The following is an 18,799-nucleotide window of genomic DNA, read 5'->3' as shown; positions in this document are numbered from 1 at the left end:
CCGTCCCTTCTCAGGAGTAGTGTCCGAAAGCACACTGGCGCGACCGGTACACGTCAAGCCGGCGGCGCCCACCCTTGAACCAGGAGGCGTCGATGTCCGAAGTCCCGAACACACCCGATGAGACCGATGTGACGATGTCCGGTGGGGCGGTGTACGACGGCGCGTACACCCTGCTGATCGCTGACTTCTCGGACACCGGAACGGCGCAGGACGCCTACGAGGCACTCAAGTCGGTCGAGGATGGCCGGCACGTCCAGATCGAGGGTGTCATCGTCGTCAAGCGGGCGGCAGACGGGCAGCTGGAGATCCAGAAGGCCACCGACCACACCACCCGACGCGGCCTCAAGTGGGGCGTGGTCGGCGGAGCCGTCCTCGGTCTCATCTTCCCGCCGACGATTCTCGCAAGCGCCGCGGTGCTCGGCGCTGCGGGGGCCGCGGCCGGCAAGGTGGGCCAGCTCCATCACCGCAGCGAGCTGTCTGACGAGCTGGAGTCCGCGGTCGAGCCCGGCCACTCTGCCATCGTCGCCCTGGTCTCCGACCCAGCCGTCGTCGAGCTGCGGCGGGCGCTCGCGATGGCCGACGCCATCGTGGAGTCCGCTGTCGATCACGTCGTCGCGCAGGACGTCAAGGCTGCGGCCAAGGAGGCCGAGGAGGCCGAGGAGGCGGCAGCGGGCGCGAGTGCTGACGGGTCCGAGAAGCAGGGCGAGCCGGAGCGGACCGACACGTAGCCGAGTCTGCAGCCCGGCTGGTACGCCGCGCTGGCGCAGTTCGTCGCGATCAACACACTGTTGTTCGATGGCCTGGCCATCGCCCAGCTCCTGCCGGCACGGCAGCAATGAGCCGCCCGCCGAATCGGTCTGGGGAAACGCATCGCCGCAGCTGGGAAGGCACTTGAGGGCGCTCGACTTGTACCAATGCCAGAATCGGCTTTCCCGTCCAGCCATGGGGGTGTCATGGGGGAGGGATTCGGGCTGCGGGCGAGGCGCCCGGATGGCGCGCAGAGATCCTGACCCGCAGCGCAGCCGGACGGACGACGAACTCGAGTGGAGCAACGAGTTCGACGGCCTCGCCATCGATGCCGGCGTGCACGGTCGCCGGGGCCTGGACCTCGAGGTGGGGAGCGCTCCAGGCTCGCCCCGGATGGTGCTGCCTCTCCTCTGGTGTGTCGAGCACCAGGATCCCCAGCTGACCGCTGGCGAGCGTTGGTCGGGTGCCCAGCCCAGGACCGTTCAACGCATACGGGTTGTTGGACACCAGCAGCACAGCGAGCCGGGCATGCTCTCGTCCGGTGTCGTCGACCAGGCGCAGCGCTGGCACCGGCCCACTGGGGCCAAGCACCCGGCGCGCCGTCTCCGCCAGGGTGCGGAGCTTCGAGTCGCGATAGCCGGCCTCCTGAACAGCCTCTCCGTAGATGCCGAGGGAGACGTTGTTCAAGAAGATCCGGCCGTTGACGTGGCCCACATCGATCAGGCGCTCCACCCCGTCAGTGAACGCGTCCATGGCCCCGGGCACGTCGTGCCGGTCCACGCCGAGGTCCAGCGCAAAGTGGTTGCGTGTCCCGACCGGGATGCAGACGAAGGGCAACCCGCGTGCGGCAGCGACTGCCGCCACGGCCGCAAGCGACCCGTCGCCGCCCGCCATTCCGAGCGCATCGGCACCATCGGCCACAACCTCCGAGACGCGGGTCCTCAGATCGTCGTCCGAGCCGAGGACCACCGCTTCGACTCCGCGCTCACGTGCCAGCTCAACCACGCCGTGGCGGGTCGCTGCGCCGTCACCAGACCTGGGGTTGACGAACAGCACCGGCCGTCGAGGAGGCACGACCGGCCGCCAGCCACGAGTGAGCGGCGTCGAGAGCTCGGTCGCGGGCTGCCGTGGCTGGATCATGTCGCTGCCTTTCCCTGGCGGCTGCCAGGTCGTTCTCCGTGTCAACCGCTGAGTGTCAACCGCTGACGGCAGCGGTTGACGACCCGGAGGGCTTGCTGGTCTTCACTGAGCTCTGGGGCGACTCGCCGGAGTGGCTGAAGCGCTCGCCGCGTGGATCTCCTGGGTGAGCTCGAGGATCTCCTGGGACAGGCGCAGCAGCCTCTCGTTCTGGTCGCTCTCGTCCTGGACCGTCCGCCAGGCCTCGTCCGCGATCACGTGGCGCTTCTCGTCGGCGCGGTTCTCGCTGATCATGACAAAGGTCGACAGGAAGATGGCCTCGAGCGACACGATCATCGTCAGGAGTCCGAACGGGTAGTCCTCGACGCCGAGGCCGATCCACAGGCTGAACCAGATGACGTGGATGTAGACGAACTTCATCGAACCAGCGAACCGCGTGATCCGGTCCGCGATCCGGTTCTCCCGGCGCCTGCCGCGCTCGCGGAGGTGCTGCAGCAGAGCGGGGCTGCCGGGTTCCGGGTGAGTGGTTTTCACATCGGCTCCTTCGCTTCGCGCCGCTCGGCCGGATGCTAGGCGGCCAGCTGGTCGGCGTGCTTGCCGACCTGGCGCAGGCTGAAGCCGGCAAAGATCTCCGCCAACCCGCGGCTGATGGACCACACCCCGACCAGCGTCACCAGCGTGACCAGCGAGGACTCCCAGGAGCGCGCGGCCCACACTCCGAGCACCAGCTCGGCGAGGCCGGAAAGCAGCCCGGTCCACCACCACGAGTGCTTGGGGCCGGCCAGCGCGTTGACGATGTGGATGGTGCCGAAGACGATCAGGTACCAGGCCACCATGATCGACACCACGTAGAGGGTGATGCCCGGCCACGCGGAGGTGAGGATGCCGGCGGCCACGCCCAAGATCCCGCCCGCGATGTTCATCCCTCGCATGGTGGGTTCACGGCGGGCCACCACCAGCTGAGCGATGCCGCCGAGCACGAGTGCGACGCCAACCAGTGCCGCCACCGCGACCAGGCTGCTCACCCTGAACGACAACACGAACATGCCGTAGCCGACCCATAGTGCCCCCGTGGCCACGATCCAGCCCCAGGCCGCCGACGCCTCCCGGGCACCGGCCCGGATGGTGTCGCCGAGCGGGTCCGGGGTCTTTAACTTGCTTGTCATTGCACACTTCCTTTGGTGAATGCCGCGCGGGCAGGCGTTGACCTCTCCTGCCCGCGGCGGCGCAACTGCTGTGTAGGGACTGGGGCTTTCTGACCGCCGGCCCCGTGGGGACTACGTGGCGTCAGCGGCCTTGAGCGTGTCGGCGTAGGCGCGGGCGTGGATGGCGTCGAGGATGGAGAGCTGCGCATTCCCGACCGCCCAGTCGGCGAAGTCGAGGGCCTCGGCGGCGTCAGCCTCGGCCCAGTTCGCGTCGGACGCGGCCGCCTTGGCGTCCACGTGGAGGGCCCGCTTGTCCATGTTGGCCTTGACGTCGCTCTTCTTGGCCGCGGCGTCAGCCTTCAGCTGCGCCCACTTGGCCCGAGCGCCGTCAACGGCCTCCGAGACCTCTTGCCGGGCGCCTTGGACGGACTGGTCCAGCTCGGCCTGAGTCGACTCGATCCGCGTCCTGAGCTGCGCCTCGGACTCGGTCGCGGCGGCCTGCACCGCGGACCTGGCCGTTCCGACCCGCTGCTGCAGACCATCCAGTCGCTCAGAGAAGTTCGTGTGCTGTGTCATGAGTACCACCTTCACTAGATTCCGGCCCACCTGGGCCTCTTGTTCAATTCCTACACTACTGACGATATCGTCAGTAGTGCAGATTGGGCAAGTGCGAGGACGCCTATGTGACGCAGGCCTCAGTTCGCTGCCGAGGAGACTTCGTCGGATGGAAGCGAGGGAGCTTGCGGGCCTCACAGGTGTGGCGACCGCCTTGGTGCCCTGAGCCGAGGTGTGGGTTCACGGCATGCGCCGCCCCCTCCGGGCGCGTCGCTAGCGGGCGACTGCAGGGTGTGGTGGCCTGCCGCTCGTCATCCCGAACATCCGGGGCGTACGGCGTGGACGAGCTCAATCCTGCAGGGGTCGTTCACCCGGGCCCGGTGGGCGGCCAGGAGGACATGATCGTGGACCTCGCGCTCGATCTCGGCAGGGCGGGACAGCGATTCGTCAGCTGTTCGACGAGGCGCACTCGCCCGCCCGCGAGGCCAGGAAGCCCGAGACGATCGGGCCTAGCTCGTCGGCGGAGGTGAGCAGGCCGAGGTGGCCGTCGTCGTAGACATGCAGCGTGGCGTTGGGCAGCAACAGGCGCATGATCCGCGCATTGACCAGCGGGATGATGGGGTCGTCGTTCCCGGCGAGGATCAATGTGGGCTGCCGGATGAGCGGCAGGGCGGGAAGGCTGGTCCACCCCAGCCCGGCGAGGAGCTGGAGGAAGTAGCCGGTGCTGGGCCCGAGGCGTTCTTGTTCGTAGACCACGTGCCTGACCTCGCCTGGCCGCTGGCGCATCCGGCCGCCGTACAGCTGGGCGGCGATCGACTTGGCGTAGTCGGGGTCGCGGTACCTGCGTGGGGTGACCATCTTGGCCAGCACCAGCGGGTTGGCCGGGACCATCAGAGATCCGGTGGCCGTGCTCGCGAGCACCAGTCGTCGGCAGCGTCGCGGGTGCTGGAAGGCGAGCTGCTGGGCGAGGCCCCCGCCCCATGAGATGCCGAGGGTGTCGAACCGGTCGTAACCGAGCTCGTCGAGGATCCGCCCTATGAGGCATGCCAGCGTCGGGAAGTTGTAGGGCACCTTCGGCAGCGGGGAACCCCCAACGCCGGGGACGTCGAACCGGACCACCTCGATCCGTGGGTCGACCTCGTCGACGAACGGTTGGAGCAGGTCGAGGCTGGCCCCGATGCCGTTGCAGAGCACCAGCGGCGGGCCGGGTGCGGTGCCCGGCCGGACGGCTACCCGGACGTCCTGGCCGAGCACGCGGACCCGGAGGAACCTGGTCACTTGTCGTAGACGTACGTGCCGGGGGCGTCCGCGAGCACGGTCAGTCGGGGTGACCCGAGCGTCCGCGGTGCTGGACGCGGTGCGCCGCTGCGTTCGTCGAGCCACGGGCCGAGGTCGGTCCACCAGGTGCCCTCGTGGACGTCGGCGTCCTTGAGCCAGACCTTGGCGTCTGCCGTCAGGTCGGCGTTCGTGTGGAACGACGCCTTGGGGTTGCCCGGTGGGTTGACCAGGGCAGCGATGTGGCCACCGGTCGACAGCACGAAGCGTGTCGTGCCGCCGAAGAGCTGGGCGCTTCGGTAGCAGTTCTCCCACGGGGTGATGTGGTCGGCGATGCCGGCCACCACGTAGGAGTCCACGGTGATCTTGGCGAGGTCGATCGGCACGCCGAGGACGGTGAGGGCCGCGGGCTTGGTCAGCGAGTTCTCCATGGCCAGGTCGACGAAGTCGGCGTGCAGCGCGGCGGTCATCCGGGTGGTGTCGGAGTTCCAGAACAGGATGTCGAACGCCGGGGGGCGCTTTCCCAGCAGGTAGTTGTTCACCCAGTAGTTCCACACCAGGTCCCCAGGGCGGAGCCAGGCGAACACCTCGGCCAACGTCCGGCCGTCGAGATATCCCTTGCGTGCCGACGTCGCCTTGGCCACGGCCGCCATCCGCTCGTCGCCCAGGGCAGCCGCTGTCCCGGCGTCCTGGTTGTCGATGACCGTGACCGCCAGGCAGAGCGCGGCCAGCCGGTCCTGCTGGCCGATGCCGGCGAGGTATGCCGCCGTCATGCTCGCCAGGATGCCGCCGGCGCACACGCCACCCAGCACCGTCTGCTCGCTGCCGGTGATCTCCTCCACGGCCTCCAGGGCCTCGAGGACGGCATGGACGTAGGTGTCGAGATCCCACGTGGCATGCCGCGAGTCCGGGTTGCGCCAGGAGATGACGAACATCTGCCTGCCCTGCCGGACGCCGAACTCGACGAGGCTCCGCTGCGGGGCGAGGTCGATTGCGTAGAACTTGTTGATCGTGGGCGGGATCACCAGGGCCGGCACCTCGTAGACCTCGTCGGTCTGGGGCGAGTACTGGATCAGCTCCAGCACCTCGGTGCGGAAGACAACCCCGCCGGGCGTCGCCGCGATGTTGTCGCCCAGCACGAAGCCGCTGCCGTCGACCATCTCCGGAACGCGCGGGGCCGAGGCCATGTCCTTGACCAGCTGCTTGCCCCCGCGGACCAGGCTCAACCCCGCGGTGTCGATCACCGCCTTGGCGGAGGCCGGGTTGACCATCGGGACGTTGCTGGGGGACAGCATTTCGGCGACGTTCTCGAGGAAGAACCGCACGCGCGTGCGGTCGCGCGGGTCGAGGTCGGCGTCGGTCACGAGCTGCTCGGCGGTGTGTCGGCCTGCCAGGTACAGCTGGACCAGCCGCTTCAGCAACGGGCTCTCGGTCCAGGCGACGTCGGTGAACCGGCGGTCCCCGCGGTGCGGCGTCACGGTGGAGGTGCCGGTGAGGATGCGTCCTGCCTCGGCGCCCAGCTCACCCAGTCGCTGAGCGGTGATGTCTGGCTTGCCCGCGAGGGAGAGCGCCCACTTTGCCGTGGACGCGTCGGGGAGGAAGCGCTGCAGCGGGCCGAGGGCGGCATCGACGAGAAGAACATCGAGTGGAGTGGCGCTCTCGACGAGCCTGGGGGTGGCTGTGCTCATCGGAAGGTCTCCTCATGCTCAGGTGGCGACAGTCGGGGTCGTGGCCCATGTGGGGCCAGGATCGCCCTGAAGAATACCTCGGTAATGACGAAATCGTCATCTACTTCGAAACGGGACTGCGCCAGTGAGGGCAGGATCACCATGATCCGGGAGCACCTGGCCGGCCCAGGGCCAGCGCGTCCCCGGCGCCCATGCGCCAGATCGGCACCCACTGCGGCATATCTCGCCCCTGTATGCCGGCATGCCGGGCTGAGTGCGCAGTCCTCGAGAGAGCGGGGTCAGGTCGATGGAGAATTAGCCGTCAGGCCGCCGAGCCGTCGCCGGGTGCCGCGTCGAGGTCCGGCAGCGGCAGCGCGCAGATCCGCCGGGCCCGTTGCCGCGGCACGCCGAACATGCGCAGCAGGTCCTCAGCCACTCGGTCGGTGGTCTCCTCGACGTCACGGGCGGGCTGGGCGTGCAGCAGGTGGCCGAGGCCGAGCAGGGCTCCGGCACTCATCGTGACAGCCACGTCGAGGTCCTCGACGTCGAAGCGCCCGGCATCGACGGCTGCCGCGATGTCCCGGCGGACTCGTGGTGCCAGGCCGTTGTCGGCGCTGAGCAGCCGGAACACGTTGTTGAGAAGCACCTGGCTGAGTTCCGGCTCCCGCCGGTGCAGCCGCCCGGTGAGCCGGAAGCTGCAGGCGAACACCTCTGCGGGGTCCTCTATGTCGGCGGTCAGGTTGTCGAGCAGCTCGCCGTAGGCGTCCATCACTGCTTCGACCGCGGCCTCGAACAGCTGCTCCTTGGTCTCGAAGTGGTTGTAGAAGGAGCCCATCCCTACGTCAGCTGCCTGAGTGATCTCCAGGATCGGCACGTTCGTCCTGCCCTCGGCGATCAGCGTCTGCGCGGCCCGGATGAGAGCCGCTCGCGTCCGGGCCTTGCGACGGTCCAGTCGGTTGCTCTGCTGCTGCGCTGGGACGTTGCTCACGGCCGCTCCTCTTGTCTGGATCTCGTTGCGCATCCACCCTAGCGCGTCCAGTCAGGAATGACGATTACCTCAGAAACCCTTGACTGAGCATACGTTCATGAATGACGATTACGTCAGTAGATCAACTGAGGAGCGGCAATGACCAGTCACCACGGAACCCACACCGACCTGCACAGCGAGCAGGGTGCGCTGCCTGCTGAGCACCCGGGACGCGCAAAGAACCCCGTCATCAAGGTGCTCGACCTGGCCTGGCTCGAGTTCGTCAAGCCCGACCTCGTCGCCTCGGAGCGCTTCGCGCACGCGTTCGGGTTCACCACCGTGAGCCGGACGGCGGACGAGCTTCAGCTGCGAGGAAACGACCCTGGCGCGCCCTGCGTGATCGTGCGACGCGGACCACGTTCGAGGTACCTCGGCGCGGCCTTCCGCGCCGCGGAGACCGTCGACTTGGTGCGGCTGGCCGGGGCCACCGGTACGAACGTCGAGACGCTACCGGAGAGCATCGGCGGGCTCACCGTGGACCTGACCGACCCGAGTGGTGGCATGGTCCGGGTTGTCGCCGACACCCACGAGCTGGCAGTCCTTCCGCCCCAGCCGACACAGCAGTTCAACTTCGGGCACGACGTCCGACGCGCCAACACCACGCAGCGGCCGCCACGCGCACCCGCGAAGATCCAGCGACTGGGCCACGTCGTCGTGCAGACCACGAAGTACATCGAGACGCTGAACTGGTACCTGGAGCACCTCGGCCTCATCGTGAGCGACTTCAAGTACTTTCCGGGGCAGCGCGAGCGCGGTCCCACGATGAGCTTCATTCGCTGTGACCGCGGCATGACTCCTACCGACCACCACACGCTGGCAATGATGCTCGGTCCTAGCAACCGGTACGTGCACTCGGCGTACCAGGTGGGAGACCTCGACGCGCTCGCCGCGGGCGGGGAGTATCTCCGCGAGCTGGGCTTCTACCGCTCGTGGGGGATCGGTCGTCACATCGAGGGCAGCCAGATCTTCGACTACTGGCGCGATCCGGATGGGCTCCTCGTCGAGCACTTCGCGGACGGTGACCTGTTCGACTGCAGCCTGGACCCTGGCTGGTCACCGATGACGGCGTCCGGGCTGGCTCAGTGGGGCCCGCAGGCCACCAAGGACTTCCTGGGTCTCACACCGGGACGCGACGTGCTGCACGAGCTGGTGTCGATGGCACGTTCGCTGCGAGACGACAACGAGTTCGACCTGACCCGCCTCCGCGGCATGCTGAAAGTGACGAGCTCATGAGCACCACGATCCTCCGCACGACAGACTCCTGGTGGGTCCGCACTCCCGGCGGCTCCGCCCGCGTGGACACCGACGCCACCACCACCCGCGAGCTGCTCGCCAAGCCGGAGCATGTCGAGGCGGCCAGGGGGAGCACCTCGATGGTCGACCTGACCACCCTCGAGTTGGTGTCCCCGGTGACGACACCCTGCCGGGTGGTGGCGCAGATGACCAACTTCGCCAGCCATGTGAAGGACGCCGGTCTCAACCCGGAGACGATCCCGCTGACGTTCTTCCGCAAGACGTCGGGCTCGATCTGCGGACCCTTCGCAGACATCATCCGCCCCGACCACGTGCGCTTCCTCGACTACGAGGTCGAGATCGGCCTGGTCATCGGCCAAGAGCTGGCGGTGGGCACGCAGGTCACCTCGGACAACTGGACCACGTTCGTGGCCGGCCTCGTCGTGACCAACGACGTCTCGGCCCGAGACGTGCAGCTGCCGAAGACCCAGTTCTTCGAGTCCAAGTCCTACCCGACCTTCACGCCGGTCGGCCCGGCCCTGGTCCTGCTCGACGGCGACGAGCTCAAGCGTTTCGGCGACCTGCGCCTGCGCCTGTGGGTCAACGGCGACCTGCGCCAGGACACGGTGGTCGGCGACGACATGATCTACTCTCCGCTCGAGGCGCTGCAGGCGCTGAGCCGGTTCCAACGCCTCGACCCGGGTGACCTGCTCCTCACCGGGACCCCGGAGGGGACAGCCCTGAGCGCACCCGCGAAGCCGGTCGAGATCGTCGCCGCGTTTCTGCCGCCCGCCATGAAGTGGAAGGTCTTCTTCAAGCGGCAGGCCCAGAACCCCAAGTACCTCAAGCACGGCGACGTCGTCGAGCTCGCCATCGGCACCGACGACGGGGCCATCGACCTCGGCCGGCAGCGCACCGTCGTGAGGACGGCATGATGGGCGACCTGCTGTGGCCGACGTACGACGGGCCCGGCGACCTCGCTGCCATCGAGTCCATACCGCTGAAGGACCGTGGCCTGCCGGGCACGACATACGAGCTCCTCGTCCGGGCCGCCGGTCTCTGGCCGGACCGCGTCGCCCTGTCCGTGCTCCCGGACGGCGAAGGGGGGGAGCAACCGGCGGAGCGCACCCATGCCCAGCTCCTGATGGACGTGCATCGCTACGCCAACGTGCTCCACACGCTCGGCGTGCGCCGCACCGACGCGGTCGCACTCCTCGCCCCGAACTGCGACGAGCTCGTCACCGCAACGCTCGCTGCCCAGCTCGCCGGCATCGCCGCGCCTGTCAACGGCGGGCTCTCCTCAGAGCACATCGCCGAGCTGCTTCGCAGGTCGGGCGCCCGGGTCCTCGTGGCTGCCGGTCCCGACCTCGCGCCCGATGTCTGGGAGAGTGCCCGCGAGCTCGCCGCCGACGCCGGGATCGAGGCCCTCCTCGCCCTGAGCGCGACGGGCGCGGGCCCGGTTGACGCGAAGCTGGGCGCGATCGACGGCATCCGGGTCGGGCACCTCTCTGCCCTGGCGGCAGGCCAGCCACACCATGCCTTCGTGGGTGAACCGCCCTCGGCCGGCGACGTCGCCGCTCTCTTTCACACGGGCGGCACGACGGGCCTGCCGAAGCTCGCCGCGCACACCCACGCCAACGAGGTCACCGACGCCTGGATGATCGCCGCCAACGGCCTGCTGCACGATGACGCGGTGGTGTTCGCGGCGCTGCCGCTCTTCCACGTCAACGCACTTCTGGTCACCGTGCTGGCCCCGCTGCTCAGGGGCCTCCACGTCATCTGGGCAGGCCCCCTGGGCTACCGCGACCAGGCCCTCTTCTCGCACTTCTGGAAGCTCGTCGAGCGGTATGCCATCACCACGATGAGTGCCGTGCCCACCGTCTACTCGGTGCTCGCCGGCCGTCCTGTGGACGCCGACATCAGCAGCCTCCGCTTCGCTGTCGTCGGTGCTTCGCCCCTGCCGCAGGCGGTCAGGGCCCGCTTCGAATCGGCCACCGGCATCCGTCTGGTCGAGGGCTACGGCCTCACGGAGGCCACGTGTGTCAGCGCGCTGAGCTTCCCCCGCCACCCGCGACCCGGGTCCGTCGGCCAACGACTGCCGTACCAGCAGGTGAAGGTCGTCCGGGTCACTGACGACGGTGCGTGGGTCGACCTACCGCCCGGACAGGTCGGGGTGCTCGCCATCAGCGGGCCGACCGTCTTCCCCGGCTACGTCACCGAGCGGACCCCCGACGGCCGGGTGCTGGACGGCATGGGAAAGCTGCACGACGGCTGGCTGGACACCGGAGACCTGGCCTGGGTCGACCCGGACGGCTTCATCCATCTCGCCGGCCGAGCCAAGGACCTCATCATCCGCGGCGGTCACAACATCGACCCGGCGGTCATCGAGAACGTGCTGCTGGCACACCCGGCGGTCACGGCTGCGCAGGCGGTGGGCCGTCCGGACCTGCACGCCGGCGAGGTGCCGGTCGCGTTCGTCACCGTCGCATCCGAAGCCAACCCGACCCCCGAGGAGCTGCGTGCCTGGGCCGCCGAGCGCGTCTCCGAACAGGCGGCGGCGCCCAAGACCGTCACCGTGCTGGACGCACTCCCCGTCACGCCTGTGGGCAAGCACTTCAAACCCGCCCTGCGCGCCGAGGCCACCCGAGAGGCCGTCGCAGACGCCCTGCGCGACATCGCCTCGGTCACCTCCGTCCGAGGAGCCGTCGAGAGCGGCACGGTCGTCGCCGTCGTCCGACTGGCCCCCGGTGCCGACCAGACCCCGGTCAGGGAAACACTCGACCGCTTTGCCATCACCTGGAGATTGGAACCGTCATGAACCCCACCTCGATCCTTGCTGGGCTCCTCGTCGTAGCCTTCACGGCCGTCGGCTCGGCCAAGCTTGCCGCCGTCCCCGCGATGCGCGCCAAGGCAGAACACGTCGGCTTCAGCGTCACGGCCTACCGACGGATCGGCCTCCTCGAGGTCCTGGGCGTCGTCGGCCTGCTCGTCGGCGCGTTCGTCCCCCTGATCGGCGCACTGGCCGCCGCGGGACTCCTGATGCTCCTCGGAGGGGCAGTCGTGGCCCACGTCCGAGGCGGCGACGGCATACGCGAGATCGCCCCCGCCATCGTCCTGGGCGTGGTGACCCTGAGCTATCTCCTCGTGGTGGTCGGAGACCTGCGATGAACCGCTCCGCGCGGACCAGCACCGAACCCATTCCCGTCGTCATCGTGGGGGCCGGGCCCGTCGGCGTCGCCGCCGCCACCCTCCTGGGGCAGTACGGAGTCGACTGCCTGGTGCTGGACCGCTGGGACGGCGTCTACCCCCAGCCGCGAGCCGTCCACCTCGACGACGAGACCTACCGGATCCTGGGACGGCTCGGGATCGGCGGGCAATTCGCGGCCGTGTCCCGGCCCACGCGCGGGCTTCAGCTGGTCGACCGGAACCATCGGGTGTTGGCGGTGTTCGACCGGACCGGCGACCACGGCCGGCACGGGCACCCCGAGGCCAACATGTTCGACCAGCCCGAGCTCGAGCAGCTGATGCGCACCAACCTCGAGGGCCAGACCACGGTCAACCTGCGCGGAAACGTGGACGTCACGGACATCGCCCAGGACGGCCAGGGCCGGGTCAGGGTGGACTTCACCGACCGGCTCACCGGCGAGCGGGAGTCCGTGCCGGCCACCTTCGTGCTGGGGTGCGACGGAGCCAACAGCGTGGTGCGCGCGGCGATCGGCTCGAGCATGGAGGACCTCAAGTTCGACCAGCGCTGGCTCGTGATCGACGTGGCCAGCAGGGTCGAGCTCGACCAGTGGGAAGGCGTGCACCAGGTCTGCGACCCGGCGCGCGCCGCGACATACATGCGTATCGGGGACACCCGCTACCGCTGGGAGTTCCGGCTGCTGCCGGGCGAGACCGCCGCCGACTTCCAGTCCATCGAAGCACTCCAGCCCCTCATCGGACCGTGGGTCAAGGGCGTCCCGTGTGACCAGCTCGAGCTGGGCCGCGTTGCGGAGTACACCTTCCGGGCCCAGCTGGCGGACCGCTGGCGAGACCGCAACGTGTTCCTCCTCGGCGACGCCGCCCACCTGACACCCCCCTTCGTCGGACAAGGGCTGTGCGCGGGACTCCGCGACTCCATGAACCTCAGCTGGAAGCTCGCCGGTGTCCTCTCCGGAGACCTGCCGGGGTCGGTGCTCGACACCTACGAGGTGGAGCGCAAACCACACGCTCGCGCGCTCATCCAGCTCGCCCGGCTCATCGGTGTCGCCATGACGCAGGGCGGCAGGGCCGGTGACCTGCTCCGTGGGGCCATCGCCCCACGGCTGCACTGGGTCCCCGGTCTGCGCGACCGCCTCCTCGACAGCGAGACCCCGCCGCTGAGCCGGTCCGCACTGGTGGATGGGGCCGGACGTCGCAGGTCCTTGGCAGGGCGGATGTGCCCGAACGCGCCCCTGACGGAGGACCTCCGATATGACGACGTGACACGTGGCGGGTTCGTGGTCGTCAGCGCCGTGCCCCTCTCGCCCGGCCAGCGGGATCTGCTGGCGGGCCGCGGGACCGAGGTGCTCGAGGTGAAACCAGGCTCGGCGTTGTCCACGTGGCTCGCAGACGGCAAGGCTGTGGCCGCACTGGTGCGACCGGACTTCACCGTGCTGCGCGTCGGTCGCGACGTGGCAACGCTCTGCGAGGGAGCACCGACGTTCCTGCAGCGACAGGACCCTCTCGCCCATGCCGTCCCGGGCCACCCTGCTTTCCCCGGGTGACCCCGCCACGTACGGCGGCAACGACGACACTCCTCGCTCGGCATGCTGACGCCGATACAGTGCGACGTGCGAACGCCGATCACCGTGGCCTGAGAATCCGCCCCACCGACTCCACGAGACGCGGAACGGGACACGCTGTGACCTGCCTACCCTGACATCCGTGCGTCTGCAGGTGTGAGCACCTGACACCTCGGTTTCGTCGCCATCCCGCCGTTGCTCAGCACGAGAAGGATCACCATGACACCGCAGCTGTTCACCGCAACCAGCCGTCCGGCGCCCGAGCAGGCCTCCTCCAGCTCGGACCGCCAGGCCGTGAGCTCCCGTCCCGGGAGGGGCCTGTGAGCGCGGGTGGCGGTCGCCGGCCTCAGTCCCGTGGGCGTGGACGCGGCTCCCGACGGTCGTCCCAGGACATCCCCTCGCTGCCGCGCAACGGCCTTCGGATCGTTCCCCTGGGTGGACTGGGCGAGATCGGCCGCAACATGACGGTCTTCGAGCACGCCGGGCGGCTGCTCGTCGTCGACTGCGGCGTCCTCTTCCCCGAGGAGCACCAGCCGGGCGTCGACGTGATCCTGCCGGACTTCTCCTGGATCCGGGACCGTCTCGACAAGGTCGACGCGATCGTGCTCACGCACGGTCATGAGGACCACATCGGCGGCGTGCCCTACCTGCTGCGCGAGCGACCGGACATTCCCGTTGTCGGCTCACGCCTCACGCTCGCGTTCCTCGAGGCGAAGCTCCAGGAGCATCGCATCACCCCGGTCTCCGTGCAGGTGAGCGAGGACGACCGCCGCTCCTTCGGCCCCTTCGACTGCGAGTTCGTGGCCGTCAACCACTCGATCCCCGACGGGCTCGCCGTCGCGATCCGCACCGCAGCGGGCCTCGTCCTGCACACCGGCGACTTCAAGATGGACCAGTTCCCCCTCGACGGTCGGGTAACCGACCTACGCGCCTTCGCCCGCCTCGGCGAAGAGGGCGTCGACCTCTTCCTCGTCGACTCGACGAACGCGGAGGTTCCGGGCTTCACGGTGTCGGAGGGCGAGCTGTCGCCCGCGATCGAAGCGGTGTTCCGGACCACAACGGGACGGGTCATCGTGTCGAGCTTCGCCAGCCACGTGCACCGCATCCAGCAGGTGCTCAACGCGGCCCGCGACCACGGACGGAAGGTGTCCTTCGTCGGCCGGTCGATGGTCCGCAACATGGGCATCGCCGCCGACCTCGGCTACCTGGACATCCCCCAGGGCCTGGTCGTCGACCTCAAGCAGCTCGAGCGCCGGCCCGCGAACGAGATCGCCCTGATCTGCACGGGGTCGCAGGGCGAGCCCCTGGCCGCCCTGTCGAGGATGGCCAGGCGAGACCATCCCATCCGCGTCGCCGAAGGTGACACCGTGCTGCTCGCCAGCTCCCTCATCCCGGGCAACGAGAACGCCATCTACCGCGTCATCAACGAGCTCACCCGCTGGGGTGCCAACGTCGTTCACAAGGGCAACGCCAAGGTGCACGTCTCCGGCCACGCCAGCGCCGGCGAGCTCGCCTACTGCTACAACATCGTCCAGCCCTCCAGCGTGCTGCCCGTCCACGGGGAGTGGCGCCACCTGCGAGCAAACGCCGACATCGCCATCCGCACCGGCGTCGACCCCAAGCGCGCCCTCATCGCCCACGACGGCGCCGTCATCGACCTCGTCGACGGCCAGGCGACGATCACCGGCACAGTCCCCGCCGGCCTCGTCTACGTCGACGCCATGACGGTCGGCGGAGCGACCGAGGAGTCCCTGCACGTGCGCCGCACCCTCGCCGAGGAAGGGGTCATCACCATCGTCTGCATCGTCGATCCCGACACCGGCAAGCTCACCGAGGAGCCCGACTACCTCGCCCACGGGTTCGAGCACGAGCCCGGCGACTTCGCCAAGGCCACACCGGCCATCCAGAAGGCGCTCACGACCGCCACCAAGGAGGGCATCGAGGACATCGAGCAGGTCGAGGAGCTCGTCCGCCAAGCCATGTCCACCTGGGTCCACCGACAGGCGCGCCGCAGCCCCCTCATCATCCCCGTCATCGTCGACGCCTGAGCCTCCCTCAGGCAGGGCGCGGGACCGATCACTCCTGCACGCACCGGAGCCACGCGAAGGAACCACGCCCTCAACCGGGCCGCGACAGGACAGCATGCGCCGGTCCCAAGGGCAGCAACTGCGCCTGGACCATTGCTCTTGCCGCTCCGCGGCCACGACGAAGCCGCAGGTCAGAGGGATCTGAACCTGCGGCTTCGGGGTTGTGGCCAGGGGCGGGGTCGAACCGCCGACCTTCCGATTTTCAGGGAGACGCATACGCGCAGGTCAGACCCTGTCGTCCGCCCGGCGTGCGATCTGGCGTGCGATCTCATGGCATCAGAACGACTTGGGGAGCTTGCTCGCGTCGCCGCTCGCGGCCAATTTCGACAGGGCATCGGCGATCTGCGCGTCTCGGCCCTCGACGGCGTGCATGTAGCGCTGAGCCGCGGCGGTCGAGGAGTGTCCGAGCCGCTTCTTGAGGTCGACGAGGCTCGCGCCCGTCGCGGCCGCGAGTGACTGTCCGGTGTGGCGCAGATCGTGGAAGGCGATGGTCAGACCCACCTGCTCTCGGGCGCGAACGAAGGCCTGGTAGATCGTGTTGCCCCGCACCTGCTGCCCGTGGCGGTCCGCGAGGAAGTAGGTCGGGCCAGAGTGCTCGTGGGCGTGGCGCTCGAGAAGGGGAAGGATGTGCGGAGGGATCTTGACCGTGCGCTTGCCGGCCTCGCTCTTGGGATCCTTCTCAAACTTCCGTGGTGCTTCCAGTAGTTCGACGTAGTTGCGGCGCACAGTGACGCTGCCGTGTTCCAGGTCGACATCGCCTGTCTGCAGCGCGCAGAGCTCACCTCGGCGTAGGCCGCACCATGCGGCGAGGGCTACTGCGGCCCGAAAGCGAGGGGTGGTGGCCTCGATCAGCTGGGCGACCTCAGCAGGGGTGGCGATGGGGCGTTCGGCGGACCGCTGGGCGCCTGCCCCCGGGATCTGGCAAGGGTTTCTGACGATCGCTCCGTCTTGGACTGCCACGTTGAGGACGGCACGGATCAGCCTGTAGGACTGGCTGATCGACGTGCGACCCCCCGAGCCGCGAAGGGCCTTGGCGTGCCAGGCGCGGACCAACGGTGGGTTGATGCTGGCGATTGGTCTGTCGAGCAGCTCGCCGAGATGAAGTCGCATGTTGCGACGGCACGTTTCCGCCCACCGCTCACCGACCCTCGGGTTCTCCTCGAGGTAGGCCTCGCAGCACTCGCGCAGGGTGCGCTGCCCGAGCCGAGCGTCGGGCTGCCAGTGTCCGCGCTCGACCTCATGCTGGATCCGGTCGAGGAAGCGTCGCGCGTCTGCCTCGGTGCGATAGGTCTCGGGCGCGTTGTGGCGACGAGTATCTGGGGTCTGGTAACTGGCGTGAAAGCGCCCAGACGGAAGCTTGCGGATATACCCAAAACGACGACGGGTCATCAGCCCGAACCGGTCGAGTAGAGACGCAGCCGCTCTACTGTCCCTTGAGCGATGAACTCTGTTAGCTCGGCCTCAGGGATCCGGACGTGCCTGCCGACACGCACGAACCTGATGCGCCTCTCGGCGATGAGGCGTCGCGGAAACCTCGCGGTGGTTCCGAGGACTTTGGCGGCGTCCTCTACGGTCAGTAGTCGCTCCATGTCGCGCCCTCCTCGTCTGGTCTGAGAGCGAACCGTGGTCGGGGGTCACTATCAGTGTCCGCTGCGCCTTGTGCCCCTGTCGGCCGTGGCCGTGCAGCTCGGCTCAACACGGTCAGCGGGCAGAGAAGTAGAAGCGCGGTCATCCTCATTCGTTGCTTACCCCGCGCGGAAGTGGCGAGAGGCGCATTGCTTGTGATTCGATGCTGCCGCAGGGATTCATCAAACAGTTGGAGAGCCCACGGCATGGCACAGCGCATTCAGACCATCTTGGACGATGACATCGACGGTGGCCCCGCCGATTCCACGATTCAGTTCAGCTATCAAGGCACTCAGTACGAGATCGACCTCTCAAAGAACAACGAGGAGAAGCTGATCGCGGCGCTCGAGCCGTTCACGAGCAGAGCGCGGAAGATCGGCGGCCGCCGATCGTCGGCCAAGTCGGGGGTCGGGAAGACCGACAAGAACCAGCTACAGGTCATCCGCGAGTGGGCACGCACCAACGGTCACAAGGTCTCGGACCGCGGCCGGGTCAGCCAGGCTGTCCAGGACGCTTACAACGCGTCCCACTGAGGCCCGTTACGAAGGTCGCCCGCCACGCAGGACGGGCGGCCTTCGTGCTCAAGAGCCGGCCCGGGGCGGCTGCTCGCGACCAGGTGATAGGTGCTCGTTGATCAGCGCCTAGGTCTCCTAGTGGATCGGGATACCCGTGTCGAAGTCGTTTGCACACCTACCTACCAACTGGTTGGGCCGGGCGACGTTGGGATGAACTCCGCTTCTAGGGTCGACGTCGCCCTCAAACGCGGCTACTAGACGATTGTCGGTAGGGCCGGTGTCTGGCCAGACTCGGTTCAGGTGATCGGCGGGCAGCTCTCTTTGCGGCTGCCCACCAGCGTCACCGGTGTGGCTCTCTATCGGTCTGCGGCCCGCCGGTCACCGTGGCGAGGCGTGGCTCAAGAAGGGACTGCCCTGCTCGTAGTAGCACTGCCCACCTCGTCGTCCACATCGGCACGAGCACAGGTGGGAGCACGAGCATGGAACGGATCATCATCGGGGTCGATCCCCACAAGCTGTCGGCGACGATCGAGGTCGTGGACGACCACGAGCGCCGGCTCGGTCACGGCCGGTTCACCACCGACAAGGCCGGCTACACCGCGATGCTGACGTACACAAAGTCGTGGCCGGCGCGGACCTGGGCGGTCGAAGGGGCGAACGGGGTCGGTCGTCCGCTGGCGCAGCGGCTGCTCGAGGCTGGCGAAGATGTCGTCGATGTCCCGGCGAAGCTCGCCGCGCGGGTTCGGCTGTTCGACACCGGCCACAACCGCAAGACCGATGCCCATGACGCGCACTCCATCGCGATGGTCGCGGTGCGCACCCAGGGACTGCGGGTGCTGCGGCCCGACGGTGAGCTCGAGGCGCTGCGGATGCTGGTCGACCGGCGTGAGGCACTCAGCAGGCGGCGGGTGCAAACCGTGGACCGGCTCCAGGCGCTGTTGGCGGAACTGCTTCCGGGACAAGCGAAGAAGGATCTCACCACCGGGCAGGCCAAGGCGATGCTCGCCTCGGTCCGCCCA

The 18,799-nt window shown here is 68.6% G+C and carries 18 protein-coding genes; 9 read left to right on the top strand and 9 right to left on the bottom strand.

Translation table 11 applies throughout. The annotated features are described in order from the left end of the window. Positions 1-92: 92 nt before the first annotated feature. Positions 93-728: a DUF1269 domain-containing protein gene (locus ASG96_RS21170; RefSeq protein ID WP_056752002.1), complete on the top strand. Its 636-nt coding sequence runs from the start codon at positions 93-95 to the stop codon at positions 726-728. A 223-nt stretch (positions 729-951) separates the two neighbouring features. Here the strand turns inward: ASG96_RS21170 and ASG96_RS21165 are convergent, their stop codons facing one another. The 7 genes from ASG96_RS21165 to ASG96_RS21135 all read right to left on the bottom strand — a co-directional run bounded on the left by ASG96_RS21165 (position 952) and on the right by ASG96_RS21135 (position 7,514). After that, on the bottom strand, positions 952-1,887 hold the full coding sequence (locus ASG96_RS21165) for a diacylglycerol kinase family protein (RefSeq protein WP_082588466.1): 936 nt from the start codon (positions 1,885-1,887) through the stop codon (positions 952-954). A gap of 102 nt (positions 1,888-1,989) precedes the next feature. Next, a complete protein-coding gene (locus tag ASG96_RS21160; protein ID WP_057589314.1) occupies positions 1,990-2,418 on the bottom strand; it encodes a DUF1003 domain-containing protein in 429 nt (142 codons plus the stop codon). Positions 2,419-2,453: 35 nt separating this feature from the next. Beyond that, positions 2,454-3,050: an HdeD family acid-resistance protein gene (locus ASG96_RS21155; RefSeq protein ID WP_057589313.1), complete on the bottom strand. Its 597-nt coding sequence runs from the start codon at positions 3,048-3,050 to the stop codon at positions 2,454-2,456. Between the two features lie 111 nt (positions 3,051-3,161). Continuing rightward, the gene (locus ASG96_RS21150) at positions 3,162-3,605 is read right to left on the bottom strand and encodes a hypothetical protein (protein WP_057589312.1); all 444 of its coding nucleotides are present in this window, start codon (positions 3,603-3,605) and stop codon (positions 3,162-3,164) included. 426 nt (positions 3,606-4,031) lie between these two features. Next, entirely contained in the window at positions 4,032-4,862 is an 831-nt protein-coding gene (gene phaZ / locus ASG96_RS21145; protein WP_057589311.1) for a poly(3-hydroxyalkanoate) depolymerase, read from the bottom strand. Further along, a complete protein-coding gene (locus ASG96_RS21140) occupies positions 4,859-6,547 on the bottom strand; it encodes an alpha/beta hydrolase (RefSeq protein ID WP_057589310.1) in 1,689 nt (562 codons plus the stop codon). Before ASG96_RS21140 ends, phaZ begins: the two co-directional genes overlap by 4 nt. Before the next feature lie 301 nt (positions 6,548-6,848). Further along, positions 6,849-7,514, bottom strand: coding sequence for a TetR/AcrR family transcriptional regulator (locus ASG96_RS21135; protein WP_235509260.1), 666 nt, complete (start codon positions 7,512-7,514; stop codon positions 6,849-6,851). A gap of 138 nt (positions 7,515-7,652) precedes the next feature. Here ASG96_RS21135 and ASG96_RS21130 point away from each other — a divergent pair, with 138 nt between their 5' ends. From ASG96_RS21130 to ASG96_RS21105, 6 genes are all read left to right on the top strand, one after another. Then, entirely contained in the window at positions 7,653-8,786 is a 1,134-nt protein-coding gene (locus tag ASG96_RS21130; RefSeq protein WP_057589308.1) for a VOC family protein, read from the top strand. Next, complete coding sequence (locus ASG96_RS21125) at positions 8,783-9,721, top strand: fumarylacetoacetate hydrolase family protein (protein ID WP_057589307.1); 939 nt, start codon at positions 8,783-8,785, stop codon at positions 9,719-9,721. The genes ASG96_RS21130 and ASG96_RS21125 overlap by 4 nt, the downstream gene beginning before the upstream one ends. Beyond that, positions 9,721-11,604, top strand: coding sequence for an acyl-CoA synthetase (locus tag ASG96_RS21120; RefSeq protein ID WP_235509259.1), 1,884 nt, complete (start codon positions 9,721-9,723; stop codon positions 11,602-11,604). Before ASG96_RS21125 ends, ASG96_RS21120 begins: the two co-directional genes overlap by 1 nt. Then, positions 11,601-11,954, top strand: coding sequence for a DoxX family protein (locus tag ASG96_RS21115; protein WP_057589305.1), 354 nt, complete (start codon positions 11,601-11,603; stop codon positions 11,952-11,954). The genes ASG96_RS21120 and ASG96_RS21115 overlap by 4 nt, the downstream gene beginning before the upstream one ends. Next, positions 11,951-13,534 carry a bifunctional 3-(3-hydroxy-phenyl)propionate/3-hydroxycinnamic acid hydroxylase gene (locus ASG96_RS21110; protein ID WP_057589304.1) on the top strand — a complete coding sequence of 528 codons (1,584 nt, stop codon included), beginning with the start codon at positions 11,951-11,953 and terminating at the stop codon, positions 13,532-13,534. The genes ASG96_RS21115 and ASG96_RS21110 overlap by 4 nt, the downstream gene beginning before the upstream one ends. A gap of 479 nt (positions 13,535-14,013) precedes the next feature. Then, entirely contained in the window at positions 14,014-15,600 is a 1,587-nt protein-coding gene (locus tag ASG96_RS21105; RefSeq protein ID WP_056752029.1) for a ribonuclease J, read from the top strand. 315 nt (positions 15,601-15,915) lie between these two features. On the opposite strand, the gene ASG96_RS21100 is transcribed toward ASG96_RS21105, so the two are convergent. After that, positions 15,916-17,028, bottom strand: coding sequence for a site-specific integrase (locus ASG96_RS21100; RefSeq protein WP_057589303.1), 1,113 nt, complete (start codon positions 17,026-17,028; stop codon positions 15,916-15,918). Further along, positions 17,028-17,228, bottom strand: coding sequence for an excisionase family DNA-binding protein (locus tag ASG96_RS21095; RefSeq protein WP_057589302.1), 201 nt, complete (start codon positions 17,226-17,228; stop codon positions 17,028-17,030). The genes ASG96_RS21100 and ASG96_RS21095 overlap by 1 nt, the downstream gene beginning before the upstream one ends. A 243-nt stretch (positions 17,229-17,471) precedes the next feature. On the opposite strand from ASG96_RS21095, the gene ASG96_RS21090 reads away from it, so the two are divergent. Together ASG96_RS21090 and ASG96_RS23495 are read left to right on the top strand one after the other, a co-directional pair. Then, the gene (locus ASG96_RS21090; protein ID WP_057589301.1) at positions 17,472-17,798 is read left to right on the top strand and encodes an Lsr2 family protein; all 327 of its coding nucleotides are present in this window, start codon (positions 17,472-17,474) and stop codon (positions 17,796-17,798) included. 461 nt (positions 17,799-18,259) lie between these two features. Next, positions 18,260-18,799: transposase (locus ASG96_RS23495; RefSeq protein ID WP_157611117.1), on the top strand; the 540-nt coding region annotated here is incomplete at its 3' end.

The sequence above is a fragment of the Terrabacter sp. Soil810 genome (assembly GCF_001429645.1).
Classification (GTDB): Bacteria; Actinomycetota; Actinomycetes; order Actinomycetales; family Dermatophilaceae; genus Terrabacter.
The sequence above is the reverse complement of the archived record's forward strand: the minus strand, read 5'-3'. Positions and strand labels throughout refer to the sequence as shown.